This window comes from Ramlibacter sp. GS1-15, assembly GCF_057785015.1.
The window spans coordinates 3,746,026-3,766,771 of sequence record NZ_JBYNTU010000001.1; the positions used below are offsets into that span (position 1 = coordinate 3,746,026).

The window sequence follows — 20,746 nt, forward strand, 5'->3', positions numbered from 1 at the left end:
GGGCGATGGGCTTTCAGCGCGTGCCGGGATCGGCGACGAAGCCGATGCGATTCAGCCCGGCCTTCTGGGCGGCGCCCATGATCTCCACGACACGCCCGTAGGGCACGCCGGCGTCGGCGCGCAACTGGATCTCGGTGTCGGGGTTGGCCTTGGCGGCCTGCGCCAGCCGCTGGGCGAGCTGCTCGGTGGTCGCCGGCTTGTCGTCCACGAACGCCTGGCCGCTCTTGTCGAGGAGCACGGTGACGAACAGCGGCGCGTCGGACGGCTTGGCCGCCTCGGTCCGGGGCAGGTCCAGCCGCACCGAGCTGGCCAGCAGCGGCGCCGTGATGATGAAGATGACCACCAGCACCAGCATGACGTCCACCAGCGGCGTCATGTTGATGTCGCTCATCGGTTGGGGACCGACGGTGCGTTCGAGGCGGCCGAATGCCATGGTCAGCGGGCCGTGTCCGGGTGCGTCAGGAGTTCGCGCAGGTCACGCGCGAAGCCTTCCAGGTCGGCTTCGATGCGGCCGATGAAGCGGCCGAAGATGTTGTAGCCGAGCACGGCGGGAATGGCCACGGCCAGGCCGGCGGCGGTCATGATGAGCGATTCGCCCACCGGGCCCGCGACCTTGTCGATCGTGATCTGCCCGGCGGCGGCGATGCCGGTCAGCGCGTGATAGATGCCCCACACCGTGCCGAGCAGGCCGACGAAAGGCGCGGTCGATCCCACGGTGGCCAGCAGCACCTGCCCGAACTGCAGCTTGTCGATGACGCGATGGAGCGCATCGCGCAGCACGCGCGTGAGCTGCTGCGAGCGGTCGCCAGCGGCCGCCAGCGAGCCCGGCGCCTGGCCTTGCGTCGCCGTGATCAGCGGCATCACGAGCGATTCGCGGTCGAAGGCGCCGACCTTCTGCTGCGCCTCGGGGATCGACGGCGATTGCCAGAACGCCGCCGTGCTGCGGCCGACGTCACCGGTCGCGCGCTTGAGCAGCCAGGCCTTCCACAGGATCACCACCCAGCTCGCCACCGACATCGCCAGCAGCACGACCGCGACGAGTCGGGTAATCGCGTCGCCGTTGCCGAGCAAATCCCAGAAGTTCATGTGGCCCCCTTGGCGCTGCGCGCCGTCCCCCCGAGGGGGAGCGAGCGCTTCCGGAGCGGCCGCGCGGCGCTCATCCGCGCAGGCCGAGCACGTCGAACATGTCGAACAGGCCCTTCTTCTTGCCGGCCAGGAAACGCACGGCGCGCAGGCTGCCGTCGGCGTAGCCCTGCCGGCTGTTGGACTTGTGCGATATCTCGATGCGCTCGCCATTGCCCGCGAAGAGCACCGTGTGGTCGCCGACGATGTCGCCGCCACGGATGCTGGAGAAGCCGATCGTTCCGGCATTGCGCTCGCCCGTCACGCCCTCGCGCGCATAGACGGCGCAGTCCTTGAGCTCGCGCCCGGTCGCCTGGGCGATCACCTCGCCCATCTTGAGCGCGGTGCCCGAGGGCGCATCCACCTTGTGGCGGTGGTGCGCCTCGATCACCTCGACATCGAAACCGCTGGCCAGCGACTTGGCCGCCAGCTCGAGCAGCTTCATCGTCACGTTCACGCCCACGCTCATGTTGGGCGACATGACGATCGCGATGTCGCGGGCCGCGTCGCGGATCTGTTCCTTCTGCCCTTCGCTGAAGCCGGTGGTGCCGATCACGAGGTTCACCTTCAGCTCGCGGCAGGCCCGCAGGTGCTCCAGCGTGCCCTCGGGACGGGTGAAGTCGATCAGCACCTCGCTGCCGGCCAGCGCCGCCCGCACATCCGCGGTCACCGGCACGCCGCTGGCGTGGCCGAGGAAGGCGGCGGCGTCGTTGCCGATCGCCGGGCTGGCGGCCACGTCGGTGGCGCCGGCCAGCTGGCAATCGCCGGAGGCGCGGATCGCCTCGATCAGCATGTGGCCCATGCGCCCGCTCGCGCCGGCCACGGCCACCTTGTGCATCGCGTTCACCCCAGCCATGCGATTCCTTTCAGCGCGACTGGCCTTCGAGCGGCGGGTAGTTCGCCGACGCGGATGCGGGCGGCGGCTCGGGGGGCGCCGCCGGCGGCTTGTTCTCCTCGGCGAAGCGGCGCAGCTTGTCCTCGCTGGCTTCGAGCTCGGGCACCTTGGCGTTCTTGCGTTTGTTGTCCAGCGCCGCGACGAACTCCGACTCCGTCGGCATCTCGTCGCCTTCCCAGCGCTGGAGCTGGTCCCCGCTGAAGTACACGGCCAGCTTGTGCTCCTGCGGCGCCACACCCTGGCGGCGGATCGTGAACACGTAATCCCAGCGGTCCTGGTGGAAGGCGTCGGCGATCAGCGGCGTGCCCAGGATGTCGCGCACCTGCGTGCGGCTCATGCCGGTCTTGAGCGCATTCACCTGCTCGCGCGAGACGAAGTTGCCCTGCACGATCTCGACCTTGTAGGGCGTGACGATGCCGGCGATGCTGCGCGAGGCGCTGTCGAAGCTGCCGCAGCCGGCGACGAGCGCGCAGGCGGCGGCGACGAGTGCGGCGCGCGCGGCAGGGGAAGACAGGACGGGCATGGGGCTGGACGCGAGTGGCGATATGATCGAAATGATTGTAGCGGCAGGGCTTTCGCACCCGCCGCGGGACCCATGGCCAACATCGACGAACTCAAGAGCACGGGCCTCAAGGCCACCGCGCCGCGGCTGAAGATCCTGGACGTCTTCCACCGGGGCGACCAGCGGCACATGACGGCCGAAGACGTGTTCCGCATCCTGCTGCAGGACCATTCGGACATCGGCCTGGCCACCGTCTACCGCGTGCTCACCCAGTTCGAGCAGGCCGGCATTCTCACGCGCAGCCACTTCGAGAGCGGCAAGGCCGTCTACGAGCTGAACGAGGGCACCCACCACGACCACCTGGTGTGCATCGATTGCGGGCGGGTCGAGGAGTTCTACGACGCCGAGATCGAGAAGCGGCAGAACGCGGTGGCCAAGGTCAAGGGCTTCGAGATCGCCGACCACGCGCTGAGCCTGTACGCGCGCTGCACGAAGAACCCGTGCCCGCACCGGCCGAAGTAGCGCACAAGCCTAGGCCCCGCCCTCCATCGCGCGGCGGTGCCGCTCGACGAACTCCTGGTAGGTATCGACGCCGCGCAGCTGCAGGATGGTGTTGCGCACGGCCGCTTCCACGAGCACGGCGATGTTGCGGCCGGCGACCACCTGGATCACGGCCTTGCGCACCGGCACGCCCAGCACGTCCTGCGTGAGCGGCTCGTAGGGCAGGCGCTCGTACTCGCGCTCGAGCGTCTCGCGCCGCACCAGGTGCACGATCAGCTTCAGGCGCATCTTCCGGCGCACCGCCGTCTCGCCGAAGATGGCGCGGATGTCGAGCAGGCCGATGCCGCGCACTTCCAGCAGGTTCTGCAGCAGCTCGGGGCAACGGCCCTCGATGGTCGTCTGGTTGATGCGGTAGAAGTCCACCGCGTCGTCGGCGACCAGGCCGTTGCCGCGCGAGATCAGCTCCAGCCCCAGCTCGCTCTTGCCCAGGCCCGATTCGCCCGTGATCAGCACGCCCAGGCCCAGGATGTCCATGAACACACCGTGCATCGACGTGCGCTCGGCGAAGTGCTTGGACAGGTACGCCCGCAGCACGTCGATGACGAACGCCGACGGCTCGTGCGTCGCGAACATCGGGATCTGCGCCCGCTCGCACATCTGCAGCAGCGCGTCGGGCGCGACCTGGTTGTCCGTCAGCACCAGCACGGGCGGCTCGAGCGTCACGATGCGCGAGATGCGGCGTGCGCAATCCTCCACCGTCGCGTTGGTGAGGTAAGCGATCTCCCGCTCGCCCAGGATCTGCACCCGGTAGGGGTGGATGTAATTGAGGTAGCCGACCAGGTCCGCGCCCGAGCGCGCGGCGCGCACGGCGATCTCGTCGAAGCGGCGCTCGGACGCGCCCAGCCCCGCCACCCATTCCCATTTGAGCTGGGCGCGGTGGTCTTCGAACAGGACGTCGGCGCTGACGACGGTGGGTTTCACGAGCGCGGGCCGGGCATCAGTTCGGCTGCGACGATTGCCAGGTGGCAATCAGGCGGTGCAGCTCGGCGGCGTCGGTGCTGTTCTTCATCTTCTCGCGCAGCGGCGCGTCGGACAGCAGCTCCGCGATCTCGGAGAGGATTTCCAGGTGTTTCTGGGTCGCCGCCTCGGGCACCAGCAGGAAGATCAGGAGCGCCACCGGCTGCTCGTCCGGCGCGTCGAAGCCGATCGGCTGGGCCAGCTGGAACAGCGCCGCCATCGGCGCCTTCAGCCCCTTGATGCGGCCGTGCGGGATCGCCACGCCGTGGCCGAGGCCGGTCGAGCCCAGGCGTTCACGGGCGAACAGGCTGTCGGTGATCAGGGCGCGCGACAGGCCGTGCAGGTTCTCGAACAGGAGGCCGGCCTCCTCGAACGCGCGCTTCTTGCTGGTCGCGTCGACGCTCACTAGAACCTGAGCGGCAGGCAGGATGGACGCAAGGCGGTTCATGGTTGCGGTCATCCATTATGCACCGCAACAGAAACGTCATTGGGGAAAGCCGGCCCACAAAGCACGAGGCCCCCGAAGAGGCCCCGGTCGGCGGCTCACATGATCCGCTTGACCTTGCACTGGTGGTCCTGCACCCGGTCCTTGTGCCTGCCGACCTGGCGGTCGAGCTTGTCGACCAGCTCATCGAGGGCGGCATAGAGGTCCTCGTGCCAGCTTTCGGCGAACATGTCGTTGCCTTTCACGTGGATCATGCATTCGGCGCGCTGTCGTCGTTCCTTCTCCTTCAGTTTCTCCACGGTGAGCAGGACCCGAACATCGACGACCTGGTCAAAGTGCCTTGTGATTCGATCAAGCTTGGTGGTCACGTAATTGCGAAGAGCGGGGGTGACTTCGAGGTGGTGACCGCTGATCGTCAAGTTCATAAATGAACCTCCTGTTGCTTCGGACTGGACGGGGGTTTTCGCCGCCTGTGGAGAGGGGTCGGCAAAACCACTATGCCGCGCCTGTCATGCGATTGCAATGGATTTCGGTCAATGGCGGCAAGCGCGTGAAACGCTTTGTCCGCGCGGCATTGGCCAGTGCTTGGCGGGCAAGGAATTTCAATTGCGCAAGCCAACAAAAAAGCCCCGCAGAGGGGCTTTCTTGATGGACGGGGCTTGACGCGCTATGCGAATTGCATGCGCCGCCATGCGGTGACCGGGTCGACATAGCCGCTCCAGCTGCGTGCGGCCTTCGGGTGCGCCTGCGCGCCCGGGCGTTCGAGGTTGGCGTGCTCGGTGTGCTCGCTCATGGGCTTGTCGCGCGGCGTGTCGGCGAAGCGGTTGGGGGTCTTGGGTTCCGTGCTCATCTCATTTTCTCCGGGTGGGGTCAGCTGCCACTGTCCTGGGCGGCGGGCTTGGGGGAGTTGTCCTCGCGCACCGGGCGCGCCGCATAGCGGCTCAGGAACGGCCACGCATGTCCGCTGCTCGGACGCCGCAACTCGGTCGCCCGCGCCTTCGGTTCGCCGCCGCTGGGCGCAGCGCGTTCGAAGGAACGGCTCGCGTGGGGGTCGTTCGCCAGCTCGATCATTGAAAAACTCCTTGGGGTCCCGGCGTGACTGCCGTGCCGGGGAGACAGCGTCCAATGTAGGCGGCGAGGATGAGCGGGTCTGTCGGACGGCTCGGCCCGAATCTGTAGGACTGGTCCTGCCTCAGCCATCGGGTGCCGGCGCCCCCTGCGCCGAGGGGCGCCGCCAAGAATCCGTCATGGCCCGGAGCGGACCTCCCTTCGACGGCATGGCGGCGCCCCGCCTGCCGCGCAGCGCCCGCGTGCTGCTGCTGGTGGACTTCATCAACCCGTTGAATTTCCCGGGCAGCGAGTCGATCGCCGCCGACGCGGTCGCGGCGGCCCGCCGGACCGCGGCGCTCAAAGCGCGGCTCGCGGGCGAAGGCGTCACCACCATCTATGCCAACGACAACTACGGCGTGTGGCAATCGGACTTCCACAGCCTGGTGTCGACCTGCCTCGGGATGGAAGGCGCGCCCGGGGAGATCGCGCGACTGCTCTACCCGCAGGCGCGCGACATCACGATCCTCAAGCCCCGCCACTCCGCGTTCTACGCCTCGCCGCTGGAGCTGCTGCTCACCGAGATGGAGACGAAGGAACTCGTGATCTGCGGGCTGGCCACCGACATGTGCGTGCAGCTCACCGCCGGCGACGCCTTCCTGCGCGAGTACCCGTGCTGGGTGCCGGCCGACTGCAACGCCGCCGAGAGCGCGCAGGCCAGGAAGGCCAGCCTCGCCTTCATGGCATCGGTGCTCAAATGCGACGTGCGGCCGTCCACGGCGGCGCCGCCGCGGCGCAAGCGGCGCGGGCGGCGCGACCTCTGAGCGCACCGGCGCGTTCGCGCCGCCCCGCTTCTCCTCTACCATGCGGCGAGGAGAGCAAGGCTGCCATGAGCCTGGGGACCATCATTCACGCGGGCCTGGTGCGCCCGAAACGGCCGACGAACGCGCTCGTCCTGATGGGCGGCGGCGCGCGCACCGCCTACCAGGTGGGCGTGCTGCAGGCGCTCGCCGTCATGCTGCGGCTGCAGGCGGGCGGCTCCGCCGCGTTTCCGTTCCAGGTGCTGGTCGGAACCTCCGCCGGCGCGCTCAACGTGGCCTACCTGGCGGCCGCGGCGACGCAGGGCCTGGACGCGTTCGCGTCCCTGTCGCAGTTCTGGCAGCGGCTGCGCTCGCAGGACGTCTACCGGCTCGAGGTGCCGGCCTGGGTTCGCGTGTCGCGCATCGCCACCGCCTGGGCGCTGTGGCGCCAGACGCGCGCGCAAGGGGCGCTGCTGGACAACATGCCGCTGGTGGACAGCCTGCACCATGCGATCTCGCTGCAGGGGATCGAGGATGCGCTCGCGTCGAATGCGATCGATGCGGTCGCCGTCACCGCTTCGAGCTACACCAGCGGCGTGCACTGGACCTTCTGCCACACGGCCCGCGACGAGAAGCACGAACCGTGGCAGCGCCCGGGCCGCCGCTCCGAATTCCAGCCGCTGACCATCGAACACCTGATGGCGTCGAGCGCGATCCCGTTCCTCTTCCCCGCCACGCCGCTGTGGGTGGACGACCGTCCCGAGTACTTCGGCGACGGCTCCATGCGCCAGGTGTCGCCGCTGTCGCCCGCGATCCATCTGGGGGCGCACCGCGTCCTCGTCGTCGGCGTCGGCCAGCCGCAGCGCTCGGGGTTCGTGCAGGCGGGCGCCAACGGCAACCACCGCGGCCCCTCGCTCGGCGGCATCGCCGGCCATGCGATGGCGAGCGTGTTCCACGACACCCTGCAGGCCGACGTCGAACAGGCGCAACGGGTGACCCAGACCATGCTGCAGTTGCCGCGCGAGGTGGCGGGGGTGCTGCCCTATCGCGTGGTGGACGTGCTCGCGATCCAGCCGACCCAGTCGCTCGACGCGCTCGCGCAGTCCTACGCGCAGGAGCTGCCGGCCTCGGTGCGGCATGTCCTGGGCGGCCTGGGGGCGCTCAAGGGTGGCGGCGGCGCGCTCGCCAGTTACCTGCTGTTCGAGCCCGGCTTCGTGCAGGCGCTGGTCGCGCTCGGCGAGCAGGATGCGTATGCGCACAAGGCCGAATTGCTCGCGTTCTTCAGCGAGCAGGCGGCATAATCGCGGCCATCCTCACAGCCGGAGACAGCTCCTTGGAAACCTACCCTAGTCGGTAGCTTTCGACGCCCGTGACGCGCGGCGTTGAAAGCAACCCTGCCCGCAACGCCGCACAACGAACCACGGACGAAGAGCCATGCTCAATATCTTCACGCTCGCCAACGGGCGCCTCTTCCAGGAAGAGATCGAGTCGCTCGAGGAGCTCTCGAAATTCCAGCCGATCTGGGTCGACCTCGAGGCGCCCACGCTCGACGAGAAACGCTGGGTCAAGCAGTACTTCGGCCTGTCCATCCCCGAGGATGCGATGGACGAGGACATCGAGGAGTCCGCCCGCTTCTACGAGGAGGACAACGGCGACCTCCACATCCGCAGCGACTTCCTGATCGCCGACGAGGACGAGCCGCGCGCCGTGCGCGTCGCGTTCATCATGAACCTCACCAACGAGGCCCTGCGCAGCAAGGGCGTGCTGTTCTCGATCCACGACGAGGACGTGCCGGTGTTCCGGCTGCTGCGCCTGCGCGCGCGCCGCGCCCCCGGCCTGATCGAGGACGCGAAGGACGTGCTGCTCAAGCTGTTCGACGCCGACGCCGAATACTCGGCGGACACCCTCGAGGGCATCTACGACGAGCTCGAGAAGGTGAGCAAGCAGGTGCTCGCGGGCAAGGTCAACGACGAGCTCGCCGGCGAGGTGCTGGGCGACATCGCGCGCCAGGAGGACCTGAACGGCCGCATCCGGCGCAACGTGATGGACACGCGTCGCGCCCTGAGCTTCATGATGCGCAGCCGCATGCTCACGCAGGAACAGTTCGAGGAGGCGCGGCAGATCCTGCGGGACATCGAGTCGCTGGACAACCACACGGCCTTCCTCTTCGACAAGATCAACTTCCTGATGGATGCCACCGTGGGCTTCATCAACATCAGCCAGAACAAGATCATCAAGATCTTTTCCGTGGCGAGCGTGGCGCTGCTGCCGCCGACGCTGGTGGCCAGCATCTACGGCATGAACCTTCAGTTCCCCGAGTTCCAGGTGCTCGGCCCCTGGGCCTACCCCTACGTCGTGCTGCTGATGCTCGCGAGTGCGGTGGGGCCGATGTGGTATTGCTACCGACGCGGCTGGCTGCGATGAAGCGCGCGCTGGGCATCGCCGCGCTCGCCGCGCCGCTGGCCTGCGGCGCCGCCGGTGGCCACCACAGCGTCGATGACGCCTCCATCCTCGGGGCCGGCGATTGCGAGGCCGAGAGCTGGGTGACGCACGGCACGCGCAACGACCGGCTGGTGCACGTGGGCGGGCAGTGCGGTGTTCGCGGCGTCGAGCTCGCGATCGACGCCGAACCGGGACGCGAGGCCGGCGAAGCCAGCGGTGCGTGGCACGCCCAGCTGAAGTGGGCCCGCGAGTGGACCGAAGGCGTGCGCGTGGGCTTTTCGATCACGCCGCAGTGGGACACGCACCAGCGGCCGCGCTACGTCGGCACCTCGGCGGCCGCGCTCCTGACGCTGCAGCCGCTCGACCGCTGGCAACTGCACGCGAACCTCGGTCGCGATTTCCAGAAGGGCGGGCCGGACCAGGCGCGCTCCGGCGTGGCCGCCGACTGGACCACCCCGGACCGGCGCTGGCTGTTCGCGATCGAGCGTTACCTGGAAAACCGGACGCACTTCGTGCGCGCCGGCATGCGCTGGTTCGCCAGCAGCGAGTGGATCTTCGACGTGAGCCGCGCCCAGCGCATCCGGGGCGAGCGGCCGTCGAGCTGGACGATCCAGGTGACGCGCGAGTTCGACGACTAACTGAGAAGCGCTGCGACGATCGCGGCCGAATGGCGGCTCGCCACCTCGCGGATGAAGCTCACGAAGTCCCCGTGCGCCTCGTCGTCGGCGCGGTCGGAGATGGTGCGCACGGCCGCGAAAGGCACGCCGAAGTCGTGGCACACCTGCGCGATCGCCGCACCTTCCATCTCGACGGCCAGCGCGTCGGGCAGGGCCTCGATCAGGGCGCGGCTCTCGGCGGTGGTCGAGACGAAGCGGTCGCCGCTGATGATCAGGCCGCGATGCATGTGCCGGCCGGGCAGCGCGCGCCGAACGGCGGCCTCGAGTTGCGCCGTGAGCGCGGCATCGGTCGCGAAGCGATCCCTGCCGTACAGCGGCACCTCGTACTTGGGAAAGATCGGCGAGGCGTCGAGATCGTGCTGCATGAAGGCCTGGGCGACCACCACGTCGCCGCGGCTCACGCCGGGCGCGAGGCCGCCTGCCACGCCGGTGAAAACGATGCGATCGACCCTGAAGCGTTCGATCAGCACCGCCGCCGTGGTCGCGGCCGCCACCTTGCCGATGCGCGAGAGCACGGTGACCACTTCGTGCCCGTGCAGGTGGCCGTCGAAGAACTCGCGCCCCGCGACCACCACCTTGTGCTCGTCGGGCATCAACGCGAGCACGGCGCTGAGCTCCTCGTGCATGGCGGAGACGATCGCCGTGCGCATGGACAGGCTCAGAGCATCGCCAGCGGCGCAGGACCGTCCGGCGGCGGGAACAGCCGGTCGAGTTCCTCGAGCTGCGCCGGCGAGAGCGAATGCGCGAGCGCGGCGGCGTTCTCTTCCACCCGCGCGACGTGGCCCGACTTGGGGATCGCGATCACGCCGTCGTGCGCCAGCAGCCACGAGAGCGCGGCCTGCGCCGGCGTCATGCCGTGCTGCCTGGCGAATTTCGCCAGCGCGGCCGATCGCAGCAGCCGCCCCTCGTCGAACGGCGAGTAGGCCATCACGGCCAGGCCGCGCTCGCGCAGCCAGGGTTTCAGGTCCCATTCGATGCCGCGCTCGTCCAGGTGATACAGCACCTGGTCCACCTGCGCCGCCGGACCGCCGGCGGTGCGCCACAGCGCCTGCATGCCTTCGGTGTCGAAGTTGCTCACGCCCCAGTGGCGGATCTTGCCGGCGCGCTGCAGCGCCTCGAAGGCTTCCACGGTTTCGGCCAGCGGGACGGGGCCGGGCCAGTGCAACAGGTACAGGTCCAGCGTGTCCACCCGCAAGCGCCGCAGGCTCGCCTCGCAGGAGCGGCGCATCGCCTGGCGCGACGCGTTGTGCGGGTAGACCTTGCTGACCAGGAAGACTTCGTCGCGGCGCCCGGCGATCGCCTCGCCCACCAGTTCTTCCGAACGGCCGTCGCCGTACATCTCGGCCGTGTCGATGAGCGTGAGGCCGAGATCGATACCGCGCCGGATCGCGGCGACTTCGTCCTTGCGCTTGCGCGCGTCGTCGCCGATGTGCCAGGTGCCCTGGCCCAGCGCGGCGACGCTGTCGCCGCCGGGAAGCAGGATGCGTTTCATGCCGCGAGTATGCGCCCGGCCGCAGGGGTCAGCGCTGCTCCTCGGGCGGGCGCACGCGACTGAACATCGCGAGCAGCAGCAGGTCGTAGACGATCTTCAGCACGCCACCGACGACCAGGGGCCAGCCGAAGGTGGAAACGCCCAGCAGCCAGCCCGCGATTGCCGGGCTGGCCGCCGCCGCGAGGCTGCGCGGCACCGACGTGACGCTGGCCGCGGCCGGACGTTCGGCAGGGGTGACCACCGCCATCACGTAGGAGCTGCGGGTGGGCACGTCCATCTGCGACAGCGCGCTGCGCACGAAGAGCAGCGCGATCGCCCACGAGAGCTCGCCGCAGAACGGGATCGCGATCAGGCACAGGCTGGAAGGCAGGTGCGTGTACACCATGGTCCTGACCAGACCGATGCGCGAGGCGATGCGCGCCGCGACGAGGTAAGAGATCGCCGTGAGCATGCCCGTCCAGAAGAAGATCGTGGCGGCGGTTTCGACCGACAGCCCGAAGCGCTGGTACAGCCACAGCGCGACCAGCGATTGCACGACGAAGCCGCCCCCGAGGGCATCGAGACTGAACAGGCTCGCCAGGACGAGCACGTGCCGGCGTGATGGCCCCAACGCCGAGGGCTGCTGCACAGCGTCACCATGCGCGCCGGCGGGCAAGCCGCGATAGACCAGCGCCGCGAAGATCGCCAGTGCGGCATACAGGACGAACATGGCCTGGACCGCGGCCGGGCGGTCGATCCCGAGCCGGACCGCGGCCAGTGCCGGGACACCCGCCGCGAGCGCGCCGAAGGCCGCCGACAAGGTCCCGACGAGGCTGTACCGCGCGAAGGCCGCGGTGCGCGCGCGATCGCCGACGCTGCGGGTCAACACGGCGTGCTCCAACGGCAGGAAGACGCTGACATCGCCGCCGGAAGGATTGATGGTCCCGACCAGCGCGACGAGGAGCAGCGGCCAGAACGCGCTGACCGACACCAGGGCCACGCCGGTGGCCGCCATCAGCGCCGATGCAGCCAGCAGCAGCGAACGGTACGAGTAGCGTGCCGCGTGCGCTCCCACCAGCAGCGTGAGCAGGCCCGAGCCCAGCAAGGTCGTGGTGGCGACGATGCCCACCTGGAACGGCGTGAGGCCCAGGTGCAGCAGATGCAGCGGCAACAGCAGGCTCACGAACCCGTCGCCAAAGCCACGCAGCGCCTTGGCGAGCAGCAAGCGCCTCACGTCGGCCACGCGATCGGACGCGCGCGTGGGCGTTACTTCGGCTGCACCGGACGCCCGGATTTCTGCCATGCCTCGAACCCCCCTTCCAGGTAACGCGCCCTCAACCCCGCCGCGCGCAGCCGCAGCGCGGTCGCGCGCCCGACTTCCTGGCCGTACACGCAGTAGACGACGATGTCGCGTTCGCGCGGCAGTTCGTCCGCCCATTCGGCGACGCGCGCCGGGTCGCGCCACTGTGCCCCTTCGATCCGGTGCGTGACCCGCTCGTACACACCCGCGCGACGCACATCGAGCACCATGGCGGATCCCGCGTCTTCGGCAGGGCAGCCGAAAGGCGCCGAAGCGGCGTGCACGGCAGCCTGGTAGCGCGCATAGACGGCCGCCCAGTCCACATTGGGCATGAACGCCTCCACGTACTCGCCGGCGGCCGCGCCGAAGTCCATGTGGTAGGCGTGCTCGTACATGTCCAGCGCCAGGACCGGTATCCCGCCCGCGATCGCATGCGTGTGGTCGGCCGCCCACTGGTTGACCAGCGTGCCTTCGCGCGGCTGGAACACCAGCAGCATCCACCCGGAGCCGCCGCCCAGGGCCTTGCCGCAAGCGACGAACTGCTCGCGCCAGGCCGTGACGCTGCCGAAGCTGGCCGCCAGCGCGAGCTCGCAGGCGGGCTCCATCGTCCGGCCGTCGCCGCCGAGGCTGGCGAAGTAGAGCTCGTGCAGCAGCATCGAGTTCGTGGCGATCAGCTCTTCCCGCTTCAGGCCATTCCACGCGAAACCGGGTGAGCCCGCGGGGTCCATGCGCGCGAGTTCGGCGCGCAGCGCGTTCAGGCGTTTCACGGCCCCGCTGTAGTTGTTGGCGTGGTGGCTGCGCAGCAGTTTTTCCGAGAGGCCCGCGACGCGCGCGGGATCGAAGGGCAAGGGCTGGGGTCTCAGTTCCATGATTGTTCTCCTCGTGGGCTACGGGCGGGTCGCGCCGTAGCTGAATTGGAGGAATGCCGTGACGCTGTCGGCCTTGGTCCAGACGCCGACGGCGCCGGCGCCGCGGATGTGGTCGTCGTTCGCTTCGATGTACCGCTTGCCGTCCAGCCAGACGCTGATCCGGCTGCCGGCGAACGTCACGCGCAAGGTGTGCGGCTTGCCGCGCGCAACGGGGGCATCGACATACTGGATCGTCTTGCGCGAGCCCTGCTCGGTGTAGTACAGCGAGACGTTGTTTTCGAGTGCGTTCGCCCGCGCCACGTAGTAGTTGTCGCCGTCCTTGAAGCGCCACACGACCCCGCCGGCCTGGTCCTCGCGGCCCGAAACGGGCACGAAGCGCGCCTCGACGAATCCGTCGGCGATCGACGTATCCGCGCGCACGCACCAGGGAAACGTGCCGCTGCCGCTCTGGAGGAGCACGCGGCCACCGGGATGCGCGGGATGGCTCTCGACCGTCCAGCGGGGTGTGCCGCGCCCGGTCACGCCGCAGCTCCAGCCGCTCGGCGGCGCACCAGGCGGGTCACTGTCGAAACGAAGGGCCTGCTGGGCGTACGCCGCGCCTGCGATGGCGGCGGCTGCGACCCCGATCACGGTGGGTTTCATGGCTTGACTCCGATGAGGGGATAGACCACCAGCCCGATCAATGCCGCGGCGAGCACGATCACCGGCTCGGGCACCTTCTTGAATCTCCAGAGCACGAGCGCCGTGACGATCGCGAGCGTCGCCGTGATCCAGTCGGTGATCGAGCGCTGCCCGATCACCACGACGGCCCCCGCGATCGCGCCGATGGCCGCTGCCGTGACGCCGTCGACGAAAGCGACGATGCCGGGCCGCTTGCCGTGCTTCTTGAAATACGGTGCGGGGATCACGGTCAGCAGGTAGCACGGCAGGAAGGTGGCGAGCGCCGCCACCGAGGCGCCCCAGAAGCCGGACACCAGGAAGCCGATGAAGCCGGTGGTGATCACGACCGGTCCGGGCGTGATCATCGCGACCGCGACCGCATCGAGGAACTGGCGGTCGGTGAGCCAGCCATATTCCTTCACCACGCCGCTGTAGAGGAACGGCACGATCGCGAGGCCGCTGCCGAAGACGAAACTGCCCGCATACGCGAAGTAGGCGCCGATCTGCGCCAGCCGGTGCCAGTCGACCGAGCCCAATGCGAACGACGCGAGCAGCGGTGCACCGGTCGCGCGCAATGTGCCGGCGGCGCCGAACTTGGACCGGGTGCGCACCAGCCACACGAGGACGCCCGCGCCGAGGAAGATCCAGATGATCTCCGACTGCGTGACGATGGTGACGATCGCGCTCGCGAGGAAGATCGCCCACAGGAGCTTGTCGCTGCCGATGTTCCTGGTCGTGAGCTTGTACGCGCTCATCGCGATGATGCCGATGACCGCCGCACCCACACCGTAGAACACGGCCTGCATCCAGCCGAGGCCGCCGTAAACGGTGTAGAGCGCCCCGAGCGCGACGACCATGAGGAACGACGGCAGCACGAAGGCCAGGCCGACGAGCGTCGCGCCGCGCACCCGGAAATGCACGTAGCCGAGGTAGATCGCGAGCTGCGCCGCCAGTGGGCCGGGCATGAGCTGCGCGATGGCCATGCCTTCCTTGTAGTCGGCCTCCGAGATCCACTGGCGCTTCTCGACGAGGTCACGGTACATGTAGCCCACCAGGGCCACCGGTCCGCCGAAGCCCCAGGTGCCCAGGCCCAGCATGTACCTGACCAGTTGCCACAAGGTGTAGGCAGGCGCATTCATGCGGCGCCTCCGCCCGCGCGGCCGGCGCAGGAAAGCTTCGGGAAGGGAATGGAGTTGTGCAAATCACGCTCCTAACTGGGACGACGCCCATGATCAGGAGCAGACTTGGAGGCAGGCGCCTCTTGGACAGTGCGGGGAGTCTGCCCGGATCCCCACGGCCGGATTGTACGCGCGCAGCGATGCCGGCGACCCAAAAGACAAGGGCTCCGGATCGGAGCCCTTGACGCGCTACTGCGGACGCAAGATCACTGCTTGATGTCGACCCCGTAGAAGATGTGGCGGCCGAAGGGCGACAGCTTGAAGTCGACCACCTCCTTGCGCACGGGCTTGAGCTGCACCGCGTGCGCGATCGTGAACCAGGGCGCCTGCTCCTTGAAGACCACCTGCGCCTGCTTGTAGAGCCTGTCGCGCTCGGCGGGCTTGGTTTCGGACTTGGCCTTCTGGATCAGCTCCTCGAAGGGCTGGTAGCACCACTTCGCCACGTTCGATCCGTTGTTCTTCGTCGCGTCGCAGCCGAGCAGCACGGCGAGGAAGTTGTCCGGGTCGCCGTTGTCGCCGGTCCAGCCCAGCATGCCGGCCATGTGCTCGCCGGCCTGCATGCGCTTGCGGTACTCGCCCCATTCGAAGCTCTTGATCTCGGCCTTGACGCCGACCTTCGCCAGGTCCGCCTGCATCAGCTCGGCGATGCGCTTGGCGTTCGGGTTGTACGGGCGCTGCACCGGCATGGCCCACAGGTCGATGTCGAAGCCGTTCGGGTGGCCCGCCTGCGCCAGCAGCTTCTTGGCGGCTTCCGGATCGTACGGCTCGTCCTTGATCGCGTCGTTGTACGCGGACATCGACGGCGGGATCGGGTTCTTCGCCGGGATGCCGGTGCCCAGGTACACGCCGTCCAGGATCGCCTTCTTGTTGATCGCCATGTTGAGCGCCTTGCGCACGCGCACGTCGTCCAGCGGCTTCTTGGTGACGTTCCATGCGAGGTAGCCGACGTTCAGGCCCGGCTGCTCCAGCACCTGCACGTTCGGGTCCTTCTTCATCGCGTCCAGGTCCGCCGGGTTCGGGTACGGCATGACGTGGCACTCGCCCTTCTGCAGCTTGGCCCAGCGCACCGAGGCGTCCGGCGTGATCGCGTACACGAGGTCGTCGATCTTCGCCTTGCCGCCCCAGTACTGCGGGAAGGACTTGTAGCGGATGATCGCGTCCTTCTGGTACTGCACCAGGTAGAACGGCCCCGTGCCGATCGGGTCCTGGTCGATCTTCTCGGGCGTGCCGGCCTTGAGCATGGCGTCGGCGTATTCCTTCGACTGGATCGCGGCGAAGGCCATCGCGAGGTTCGACAGGAACGGCGCCTCGGCGGCGTTGAGCGTCATGCGCACGGTGTAGTCGTCGACCTTCTCGATCGACTTGACCAGGCGCGGGAAGCCCTGGTCGTTCCAGTACGAGTGGTTGGAGCTCGTGACCTTGAAGTACGGATTGCTGTCGTGCCACATCCGGTCATACGAGAACACGATGTCGTCCGCGTTGAAGTCGCGCGTGGGCTTGAACGAGGCCCGCGTGTTGTGCCACTTGACGCCCTTGCGCAGGTGGAAGGTGTAGACCTTGCCGTCGGGCGAGATGTCCCACTTCTCGGCCAGCGCCGGGATGACCTTCGTGCCGCCGCGCTCGAACTCGACGAGGCGGTTGTAGATGGGCTCGTTGGCGTCGAACGAGGTGCCGGTCGTGTTGACACCGGGATAGAAGTTCTCGGGGCTGCCTTCGGAGCAGTACACCAGCGTCTTCGCGCCGGCGCCGGCGGTGGCCAGCACGAGCGCGGCGATCGCCGCGGGCTTTAGGATGGATTTCATGCCTTCTCCTTCTGGGGGATTGAGGGACGCATTATCTGTATCGCGGGTTCGGGGTAAACCCGACACAAACCCTCACTCGCGAGCTAGGCTGCGACGCCCACTTCGCCGGCGAAATGGCAGGCGACGATCCGCTCTTCCATGGGCCGCGGCAGCGGCCGCTCGATGCGGCAGCGCTCCTGCGCATAGGGACAGCGGCTGGAAAACACGCAGCCGCTGGGCGGGTTCATCGGGGACGGCAGCTCGCCCTTGAGCACGACGCGCTGCACGTTGCGCGCACCCACGCCCGGCGTGGAGGCGAGCAGCGCCTGCGTGTACGGATGCAGCGGGCGCGCGAAGATTGACTCCTTGCGCCCCTGCTCCATCACGTGGCCGAGGTACATCACCAGCACCTCGTGCGCGATGTGGCGCACCACCGCGAGGTCGTGCGAGATGAAGAGGTAGGCCAGCCTGAACTGCGCCTGCAGGTCGGCCAGCAGGTTGAGCACCTGCGCCTGGATCGACACGTCGAGCGCCGACACCGGCTCGTCGGCGACCAGCAGCTTCGGGTTCAGCATCAGCGCGCGGGCGATCGCGATGCGCTGGCGTTGCCCGCCCGAGAACATGTGCGGGTAGCGGTTGGCGTGCTCGGGGCGCAGGCCCACCTGCGCGAGCATCGCGCGCGCTTTCTCGGCTCGCTCGGCTTTCGACACCCGCGTGTTGATCGCGAGCGGGTCCTCGAGCACGGCGCTGATCTTCTTGCGCGGGTTCAGCGACCCGTACGGATTCTGGAACACGAGCTGCACGGACTGGCGCAGGCGCGGCTTCTCGCTCGCGGGCGCGTTGACCGCGTCGGCGCCGGCCAGCGTGAGCTCGCCCGCCGTGGGCTTTTCGATCAGTGCCACCATGCGCGCCAGCGTCGACTTGCCGCAGCCCGATTCGCCCACCACGGCCAGCGTCCGGCCTGCCTCGATCGCAAACGAGATCCCGCCTACAGCCTGCAATTGCGCCGGCTCGCGGAACATGCCGCGCTTGATCTTGTAGACCTGGCGCAGGTTCTTGGCTTCGACCACCACCTCGCTCATGCTGCAGCCTCCCACGCGACGGGCTTGATGCGGCCGTCGCGTTCGATCTCTGCCGAGCGTTTCGCATCGCCCAGCGGATAGTGGCAGCGCACCTTGCCGCCCTGCCATTCGCGCAGCTCGGGCCGCACCGCCATCGAGTGCTGCGTCGCGTACTGGCAGCGCGGCGCGAACAGGCAGCCGCCGGGCCGGTCGAACACGCCCGGCACCACGCCGGGAATGGTCGCGAGCCGGTGGCCGGCCGGTCCGCGCTCCGGCAGCGCCGCGAGCAGCGCCTCGGTGTACGGGTGCTGCGGATCGGCGAAGAGCTCGTGCACGCCGCGCTGCTCCATCACCTGGCCCGCGTACATCACGGCGACGCGCTGCGCCATCTCGCTGACCACGCCCATGTTGTGCGTGATCAGCACGAGCGCCATGCCTCTTTCCTTCTGCAGGTCGCGCAGCAGGTCGAGGATCTGCGCCTGGATCGTCACGTCCAGCGCCGTGGTCGGCTCGTCGGCGATCAGCAGGCGCGGGTTGCACGAGATCGCCATCGCGATCATCACGCGCTGGTTCATGCCGCCCGACAGCTGGTGCGGATAGTCGTTCATGCGCGAGGCCGCCGCCGGGATGCCGACCTGCTCCAGCAGCTCGATGGCGCGCTGGTGCGCGCTCTTCCTGTCCAGCGGCGAATGCTCGCGCAGCGCCTCCACCAGCTGCCAGCCGATCGTGAAGCACGGGTTCAGGCTGGTGGTCGGCTCCTGGAAGATCATCGCCATGTCCTTGCCGACCAGGCGACGGCGTTCGCGGTCGGAGATGCCCAGCAGGTCGTGGCCGGCGAAGCGCAGCGTCTTCGCGCGCACCTTGCCCGGGTAGCCGATCAGGCCCATCAGCGCCATCATCGTGACGCTCTTGCCCGAGCCCGATTCGCCGACGATGCCCAGCACCTCGCCTTCCTGCACCGTGAGGCTCACGCCTTCGACGGCGCGCATCACGCTGCCTTGCGTCGGGAACTCGACGTGGAGGTCTTCGATTTCGAGAAGGGGCGTGCTCATCGTTTCAGCTTCGGGTCGAGCGCGTCGCGCAGGCCATCGCCCATCAGGTTGAAGGCGAGCACGGCGATCAGGATCATCAAGCCGGGGAAAGTCACCACCCACCAGGCGCGCAGCACGAACTCGCGCGCGTCGGCGAGCATCGTGCCCCATTCGGGCGAGGGCGGCTGCGCGCCCAGGCCGAGGAAGCCGAGCGCCGCCGCGTCGAGAATCGCAGTGGACACGCCCAGCGACGCCTGCACGATCAGGGGCGCCGCGCAATTGGGCAGCACCTCGGAGAACATCAACCGCAGCGTGCCCGCGCCGCTCACCCGCGCGGCAGTGACGTAATCCTTCGAAGTCTCCGCGATCACCGACCCCCGCGTGAGGCGCACGAAGTGCGGCAGGATCACGATCGCCACCGCGAGCATCGCGTTGATCAGGCCCGGCCCGAGGATCGCCACGATCACGATCGCCAGCAGCAGGCTGGGCAGCGTGAGGACGATGTCCATCAGCCGCATGATCACGACCTCGACGGCGCCGCGCGCGAAACCGGCGATGAGGCCCAGCACGATGCCCGCGACCACGGCGATGGCCACCACGGCGATGCCGATCGACAGCGACAGGCGCGAGCCCCAGATCAGGCGCGACAGGATGTCGCGGCCGATCGCATCGGTGCCCAGCAGGTACTGCAGGGAGCCGCCCTGCTGCCACGCGGGCGGCTTGAGGAACGCGGCGCTGTTGGTGAGGTCGGGCGAGTGCGGCGCGATCCACGGCGCGAACAACGCGAGCAGCAGCAGGAACAGCACGGTGCCCATGCCGATCACCGCGCCGCGGTTGGCCGAGAACGACAGCCAGAAGTCGCGCAGCGGGCCGGGCGGCGCAGTGGGTACTGATTCCAGGATGGCGCTCATCTCAATGCGAAGAACGGATGCGCGGATTGATGACGCCATAGGCGACATCGACCAGCAGGTTGACCAGCATCACGACTACGCCCAGCAGCAGCATGCCGCCTTGCAGCACGGGATAGTCGCGGCGGTTGATCGCCTCGATCAGCCACTTGCCCACGCCCGGCCAGGAGAAGATCGTCTCGGTCAGGATCGCGCCGGTGAACAGCACGCCGACCTGCAGGCCGATCACCGTGACGACGGGAATCAGCGCGTTGCGCAGCGCGTGCACGCCGACCACGCGAAGGCGCGACAGGCCCTTGGCGCGCGCGGTGCGGATGTAGTCCTCGCCCAGCACTTCCAGCATCGCCGAGCGCGTCATGCGCGCGATGACCGCGAGCGGGTTGGTGCCGAGCACGATCGCGGGCAGGACCAGGTGCCCCAAGGCGGACCTGAAAGCGCCCTTGTCGTCCGACAGCAGCGAGTCGATCAGAAGGAATCCCGTCTTCGGCTCGATGTAGTACTGCACGTCCAGCCGCCCCGAGACCGGCGTCCAGCCCAGTTGCACCGAGAACAGCAGGATCAGCAGCAGGCCCCACCAGAAGATCGGCATCGAGTAGCCGGTGAGCGAGGTCGCCATCACACCGTGGTCGAACACCGAGTTGCGGCGCACGGCGGCGACGATGCCCGCCGGGATGCCGATGACGAGCGCGAAGACGATCGCGCAGACGGCGAGTTCGATCGTGGCGGGGAACAGCGCCGAGAACTCCTGGATCACCGGAGCCTGCGTGATGATCGACTTGCCGAGGTCGCCGTGCAGCACGCGGGCGATGTAGATGCCGTACTGCACCAGGATGGGCTTGTCGAAGCCGTATTCCTTCACGAGTGCCGCGTGGCGCACCGCGTCGATGCCGCGCTCGCCGGCCATGGTCTCGATCGGGTCGCCCGGCACCAGGCGCACCAGGAAGAACGCGAGCAGCGTCATCCCGATGAAGGTCGGGATGATCAGCGAGAGGCGGGTGAAGAGAAAGCGGAACATGGACGCGCGAGTCTACGCAACTGC

The 20,746-nt window shown here is 68.5% G+C and carries 25 protein-coding genes; 5 read left to right on the forward strand and 20 right to left on the reverse strand.

The window, feature by feature from the left end; translation table 11 throughout:
- Nucleotides 1-13: 13 nt before the first annotated feature.
- The 4 genes from AC3EF3_RS18820 to AC3EF3_RS18835 form a co-directional block, all read right to left on the reverse strand.
- Nucleotides 14-433, reverse strand: a complete 420-nt coding sequence (locus AC3EF3_RS18820; protein WP_488533667.1) for an ExbD/TolR family protein — start codon at nucleotides 431-433, stop codon at nucleotides 14-16.
- A 2-nt stretch (nucleotides 434-435) separates the two neighbouring features.
- Nucleotides 436-1,086 (reverse strand): MotA/TolQ/ExbB proton channel family protein, encoded by a 651-nt coding sequence (locus AC3EF3_RS18825; RefSeq protein WP_488533668.1) that lies wholly within the window; start codon nucleotides 1,084-1,086, stop codon nucleotides 436-438.
- Between the two features lie 70 nt (nucleotides 1,087-1,156).
- Nucleotides 1,157-1,978 (reverse strand): 4-hydroxy-tetrahydrodipicolinate reductase, encoded by an 822-nt coding sequence (gene dapB / locus AC3EF3_RS18830; RefSeq protein WP_488533669.1) that lies wholly within the window; start codon nucleotides 1,976-1,978, stop codon nucleotides 1,157-1,159.
- A gap of 10 nt (nucleotides 1,979-1,988) precedes the next feature.
- Nucleotides 1,989-2,540, reverse strand: a complete 552-nt coding sequence (locus AC3EF3_RS18835) for an outer membrane protein assembly factor BamE (protein WP_488533670.1) — start codon at nucleotides 2,538-2,540, stop codon at nucleotides 1,989-1,991.
- A gap of 72 nt (nucleotides 2,541-2,612) precedes the next feature.
- On the opposite strand from AC3EF3_RS18835, the gene fur reads away from it, so the two are divergent.
- On the forward strand, nucleotides 2,613-3,041 hold the full coding sequence (gene fur / locus AC3EF3_RS18840) for a ferric iron uptake transcriptional regulator (protein WP_488533671.1): 429 nt from the start codon (nucleotides 2,613-2,615) through the stop codon (nucleotides 3,039-3,041).
- A 9-nt stretch (nucleotides 3,042-3,050) separates the two neighbouring features.
- Here fur and hprK read toward each other — a convergent pair whose 3' ends face one another.
- The 5 genes from hprK to AC3EF3_RS18865 all read right to left on the reverse strand — a co-directional run bounded on the left by hprK (nucleotide 3,051) and on the right by AC3EF3_RS18865 (nucleotide 5,553).
- Nucleotides 3,051-4,001 (reverse strand): HPr(Ser) kinase/phosphatase, encoded by a 951-nt coding sequence (gene hprK / locus AC3EF3_RS18845; protein WP_488533672.1) that lies wholly within the window; start codon nucleotides 3,999-4,001, stop codon nucleotides 3,051-3,053.
- 16 nt (nucleotides 4,002-4,017) lie between these two features.
- On the reverse strand, nucleotides 4,018-4,485 hold the full coding sequence (locus tag AC3EF3_RS18850) for a PTS sugar transporter subunit IIA (RefSeq protein ID WP_488533673.1): 468 nt from the start codon (nucleotides 4,483-4,485) through the stop codon (nucleotides 4,018-4,020).
- 95 nt (nucleotides 4,486-4,580) lie between these two features.
- Nucleotides 4,581-4,907, reverse strand: a complete 327-nt coding sequence (gene hpf, locus AC3EF3_RS18855) for a ribosome hibernation-promoting factor, HPF/YfiA family (protein WP_488533674.1) — start codon at nucleotides 4,905-4,907, stop codon at nucleotides 4,581-4,583.
- Nucleotides 4,908-5,149: 242 nt separating this feature from the next.
- Nucleotides 5,150-5,332: a hypothetical protein gene (locus AC3EF3_RS18860; protein WP_488533675.1), complete on the reverse strand. Its 183-nt coding sequence runs from the start codon at nucleotides 5,330-5,332 to the stop codon at nucleotides 5,150-5,152.
- 20 nt (nucleotides 5,333-5,352) lie between these two features.
- Nucleotides 5,353-5,553 (reverse strand): hypothetical protein, encoded by a 201-nt coding sequence (locus tag AC3EF3_RS18865; RefSeq protein WP_488533676.1) that lies wholly within the window; start codon nucleotides 5,551-5,553, stop codon nucleotides 5,353-5,355.
- A 176-nt stretch (nucleotides 5,554-5,729) separates the two neighbouring features.
- Here AC3EF3_RS18865 and AC3EF3_RS18870 point away from each other — a divergent pair, with 176 nt between their 5' ends.
- The 4 genes from AC3EF3_RS18870 to AC3EF3_RS18885 all read left to right on the forward strand — a co-directional run bounded on the left by AC3EF3_RS18870 (nucleotide 5,730) and on the right by AC3EF3_RS18885 (nucleotide 9,409).
- Nucleotides 5,730-6,353, forward strand: coding sequence for a cysteine hydrolase family protein (locus AC3EF3_RS18870; RefSeq protein ID WP_488533677.1), 624 nt, complete (start codon nucleotides 5,730-5,732; stop codon nucleotides 6,351-6,353).
- Between the two features lie 65 nt (nucleotides 6,354-6,418).
- Nucleotides 6,419-7,630 carry a patatin-like phospholipase family protein gene (locus AC3EF3_RS18875; RefSeq protein ID WP_488533678.1) on the forward strand — a complete coding sequence of 404 codons (1,212 nt, stop codon included), beginning with the start codon at nucleotides 6,419-6,421 and terminating at the stop codon, nucleotides 7,628-7,630.
- A 133-nt stretch (nucleotides 7,631-7,763) separates the two neighbouring features.
- Complete coding sequence (locus AC3EF3_RS18880) at nucleotides 7,764-8,753, forward strand: magnesium and cobalt transport protein CorA (RefSeq protein ID WP_488533679.1); 990 nt, start codon at nucleotides 7,764-7,766, stop codon at nucleotides 8,751-8,753.
- On the forward strand, nucleotides 8,750-9,409 hold the full coding sequence (locus AC3EF3_RS18885) for a hypothetical protein (RefSeq protein WP_488533680.1): 660 nt from the start codon (nucleotides 8,750-8,752) through the stop codon (nucleotides 9,407-9,409). The genes AC3EF3_RS18880 and AC3EF3_RS18885 overlap by 4 nt, the downstream gene beginning before the upstream one ends.
- Here AC3EF3_RS18885 and AC3EF3_RS18890 read toward each other — a convergent pair.
- From AC3EF3_RS18890 to AC3EF3_RS18940, 11 genes are all read right to left on the reverse strand, one after another.
- Complete coding sequence (locus AC3EF3_RS18890; protein ID WP_488533681.1) at nucleotides 9,406-10,098, reverse strand: 5'-methylthioadenosine/adenosylhomocysteine nucleosidase; 693 nt, start codon at nucleotides 10,096-10,098, stop codon at nucleotides 9,406-9,408. The two genes, AC3EF3_RS18885 and AC3EF3_RS18890, sit on opposite strands and share 4 nt — an antisense overlap.
- An 8-nt stretch (nucleotides 10,099-10,106) precedes the next feature.
- Nucleotides 10,107-10,940, reverse strand: a complete 834-nt coding sequence (locus tag AC3EF3_RS18895; RefSeq protein WP_488533682.1) for an aldo/keto reductase — start codon at nucleotides 10,938-10,940, stop codon at nucleotides 10,107-10,109.
- Between the two features lie 28 nt (nucleotides 10,941-10,968).
- Nucleotides 10,969-12,222 carry an MFS transporter gene (locus tag AC3EF3_RS18900; RefSeq protein ID WP_488533683.1) on the reverse strand — a complete coding sequence of 418 codons (1,254 nt, stop codon included), beginning with the start codon at nucleotides 12,220-12,222 and terminating at the stop codon, nucleotides 10,969-10,971.
- On the reverse strand, nucleotides 12,186-13,088 hold the full coding sequence (locus AC3EF3_RS18905; protein ID WP_488533684.1) for a Fe-Mn family superoxide dismutase: 903 nt from the start codon (nucleotides 13,086-13,088) through the stop codon (nucleotides 12,186-12,188). The genes AC3EF3_RS18900 and AC3EF3_RS18905 overlap by 37 nt, the downstream gene beginning before the upstream one ends.
- Before the next feature lie 18 nt (nucleotides 13,089-13,106).
- Nucleotides 13,107-13,730, reverse strand: coding sequence for a hypothetical protein (locus tag AC3EF3_RS18910; protein WP_488533685.1), 624 nt, complete (start codon nucleotides 13,728-13,730; stop codon nucleotides 13,107-13,109).
- Nucleotides 13,727-14,887: a chromate transporter gene (locus AC3EF3_RS18915; RefSeq protein WP_488533686.1), complete on the reverse strand. Its 1,161-nt coding sequence runs from the start codon at nucleotides 14,885-14,887 to the stop codon at nucleotides 13,727-13,729. The genes AC3EF3_RS18910 and AC3EF3_RS18915 overlap by 4 nt, the downstream gene beginning before the upstream one ends.
- A gap of 245 nt (nucleotides 14,888-15,132) precedes the next feature.
- Nucleotides 15,133-16,728 carry an ABC transporter substrate-binding protein gene (locus AC3EF3_RS18920; RefSeq protein WP_488533687.1) on the reverse strand — a complete coding sequence of 532 codons (1,596 nt, stop codon included), beginning with the start codon at nucleotides 16,726-16,728 and terminating at the stop codon, nucleotides 15,133-15,135.
- An 83-nt stretch (nucleotides 16,729-16,811) separates the two neighbouring features.
- Nucleotides 16,812-17,789 carry a dipeptide ABC transporter ATP-binding protein gene (locus tag AC3EF3_RS18925; protein WP_488533688.1) on the reverse strand — a complete coding sequence of 326 codons (978 nt, stop codon included), beginning with the start codon at nucleotides 17,787-17,789 and terminating at the stop codon, nucleotides 16,812-16,814.
- Entirely contained in the window at nucleotides 17,786-18,820 is a 1,035-nt protein-coding gene (locus AC3EF3_RS18930) for an ABC transporter ATP-binding protein (protein ID WP_488533689.1), read from the reverse strand. The genes AC3EF3_RS18925 and AC3EF3_RS18930 overlap by 4 nt, the downstream gene beginning before the upstream one ends.
- Nucleotides 18,817-19,710: an ABC transporter permease subunit gene (locus AC3EF3_RS18935; RefSeq protein ID WP_488533690.1), complete on the reverse strand. Its 894-nt coding sequence runs from the start codon at nucleotides 19,708-19,710 to the stop codon at nucleotides 18,817-18,819. The genes AC3EF3_RS18930 and AC3EF3_RS18935 overlap by 4 nt, the downstream gene beginning before the upstream one ends.
- 1 nt (nucleotide 19,711) lies before the next feature.
- Nucleotides 19,712-20,722 carry an ABC transporter permease subunit gene (locus AC3EF3_RS18940; RefSeq protein WP_488533691.1) on the reverse strand — a complete coding sequence of 337 codons (1,011 nt, stop codon included), beginning with the start codon at nucleotides 20,720-20,722 and terminating at the stop codon, nucleotides 19,712-19,714.
- Nucleotides 20,723-20,746 lie beyond the last annotated feature (24 nt).

Bases quoted from the DNA above. Each gene is read 5' to 3' on its own strand.
- AC3EF3_RS18930 (WP_488533689.1), bottom strand. From the start codon at position 18,820: ATGAGCACGCCCCTTCTCGAAATCGAAGACCTCCACGTCGAGTTCCCG.
- AC3EF3_RS18870 (WP_488533677.1), top strand. From the start codon at position 5,730: ATGGCCCGGAGCGGACCTCCCTTCGACGGCATGGCGGCGCCCCGCCTG.
- AC3EF3_RS18865 (WP_488533676.1), bottom strand. From the start codon at position 5,553: ATGATCGAGCTGGCGAACGACCCCCACGCGAGCCGTTCCTTCGAACGC.
- AC3EF3_RS18920 (WP_488533687.1), bottom strand. From the start codon at position 16,728: ATGAAATCCATCCTAAAGCCCGCGGCGATCGCCGCGCTCGTGCTGGCC.
- AC3EF3_RS18890 (WP_488533681.1), bottom strand. From the start codon at position 10,098: ATGCGCACGGCGATCGTCTCCGCCATGCACGAGGAGCTCAGCGCCGTG.
- AC3EF3_RS18915 (WP_488533686.1), bottom strand. From the start codon at position 14,887: ATGAATGCGCCTGCCTACACCTTGTGGCAACTGGTCAGGTACATGCTG.
- AC3EF3_RS18900 (WP_488533683.1), bottom strand. From the start codon at position 12,222: ATGGCAGAAATCCGGGCGTCCGGTGCAGCCGAAGTAACGCCCACGCGC.
- AC3EF3_RS18850 (WP_488533673.1), bottom strand. From the start codon at position 4,485: ATGAACCGCCTTGCGTCCATCCTGCCTGCCGCTCAGGTTCTAGTGAGC.
- dapB (WP_488533669.1), bottom strand. From the start codon at position 1,978: ATGGCTGGGGTGAACGCGATGCACAAGGTGGCCGTGGCCGGCGCGAGC.
- hpf (WP_488533674.1), bottom strand. From the start codon at position 4,907: ATGAACTTGACGATCAGCGGTCACCACCTCGAAGTCACCCCCGCTCTT.
- AC3EF3_RS18860 (WP_488533675.1), bottom strand. From the start codon at position 5,332: ATGAGCACGGAACCCAAGACCCCCAACCGCTTCGCCGACACGCCGCGC.
- fur (WP_488533671.1), top strand. From the start codon at position 2,613: ATGGCCAACATCGACGAACTCAAGAGCACGGGCCTCAAGGCCACCGCG.
- AC3EF3_RS18880 (WP_488533679.1), top strand. From the start codon at position 7,764: ATGCTCAATATCTTCACGCTCGCCAACGGGCGCCTCTTCCAGGAAGAG.
- AC3EF3_RS18825 (WP_488533668.1), bottom strand. From the start codon at position 1,086: ATGAACTTCTGGGATTTGCTCGGCAACGGCGACGCGATTACCCGACTC.
- AC3EF3_RS18875 (WP_488533678.1), top strand. From the start codon at position 6,419: ATGAGCCTGGGGACCATCATTCACGCGGGCCTGGTGCGCCCGAAACGG.
- AC3EF3_RS18820 (WP_488533667.1), bottom strand. From the start codon at position 433: ATGGCATTCGGCCGCCTCGAACGCACCGTCGGTCCCCAACCGATGAGC.
- AC3EF3_RS18910 (WP_488533685.1), bottom strand. From the start codon at position 13,730: ATGAAACCCACCGTGATCGGGGTCGCAGCCGCCGCCATCGCAGGCGCG.
- AC3EF3_RS18940 (WP_488533691.1), bottom strand. From the start codon at position 20,722: ATGTTCCGCTTTCTCTTCACCCGCCTCTCGCTGATCATCCCGACCTTC.
- AC3EF3_RS18925 (WP_488533688.1), bottom strand. From the start codon at position 17,789: ATGAGCGAGGTGGTGGTCGAAGCCAAGAACCTGCGCCAGGTCTACAAG.
- AC3EF3_RS18895 (WP_488533682.1), bottom strand. From the start codon at position 10,940: ATGAAACGCATCCTGCTTCCCGGCGGCGACAGCGTCGCCGCGCTGGGC.
- AC3EF3_RS18905 (WP_488533684.1), bottom strand. From the start codon at position 13,088: ATGGAACTGAGACCCCAGCCCTTGCCCTTCGATCCCGCGCGCGTCGCG.
- AC3EF3_RS18935 (WP_488533690.1), bottom strand. From the start codon at position 19,710: ATGAGCGCCATCCTGGAATCAGTACCCACTGCGCCGCCCGGCCCGCTG.
- AC3EF3_RS18885 (WP_488533680.1), top strand. From the start codon at position 8,750: ATGAAGCGCGCGCTGGGCATCGCCGCGCTCGCCGCGCCGCTGGCCTGC.
- AC3EF3_RS18835 (WP_488533670.1), bottom strand. From the start codon at position 2,540: ATGCCCGTCCTGTCTTCCCCTGCCGCGCGCGCCGCACTCGTCGCCGCC.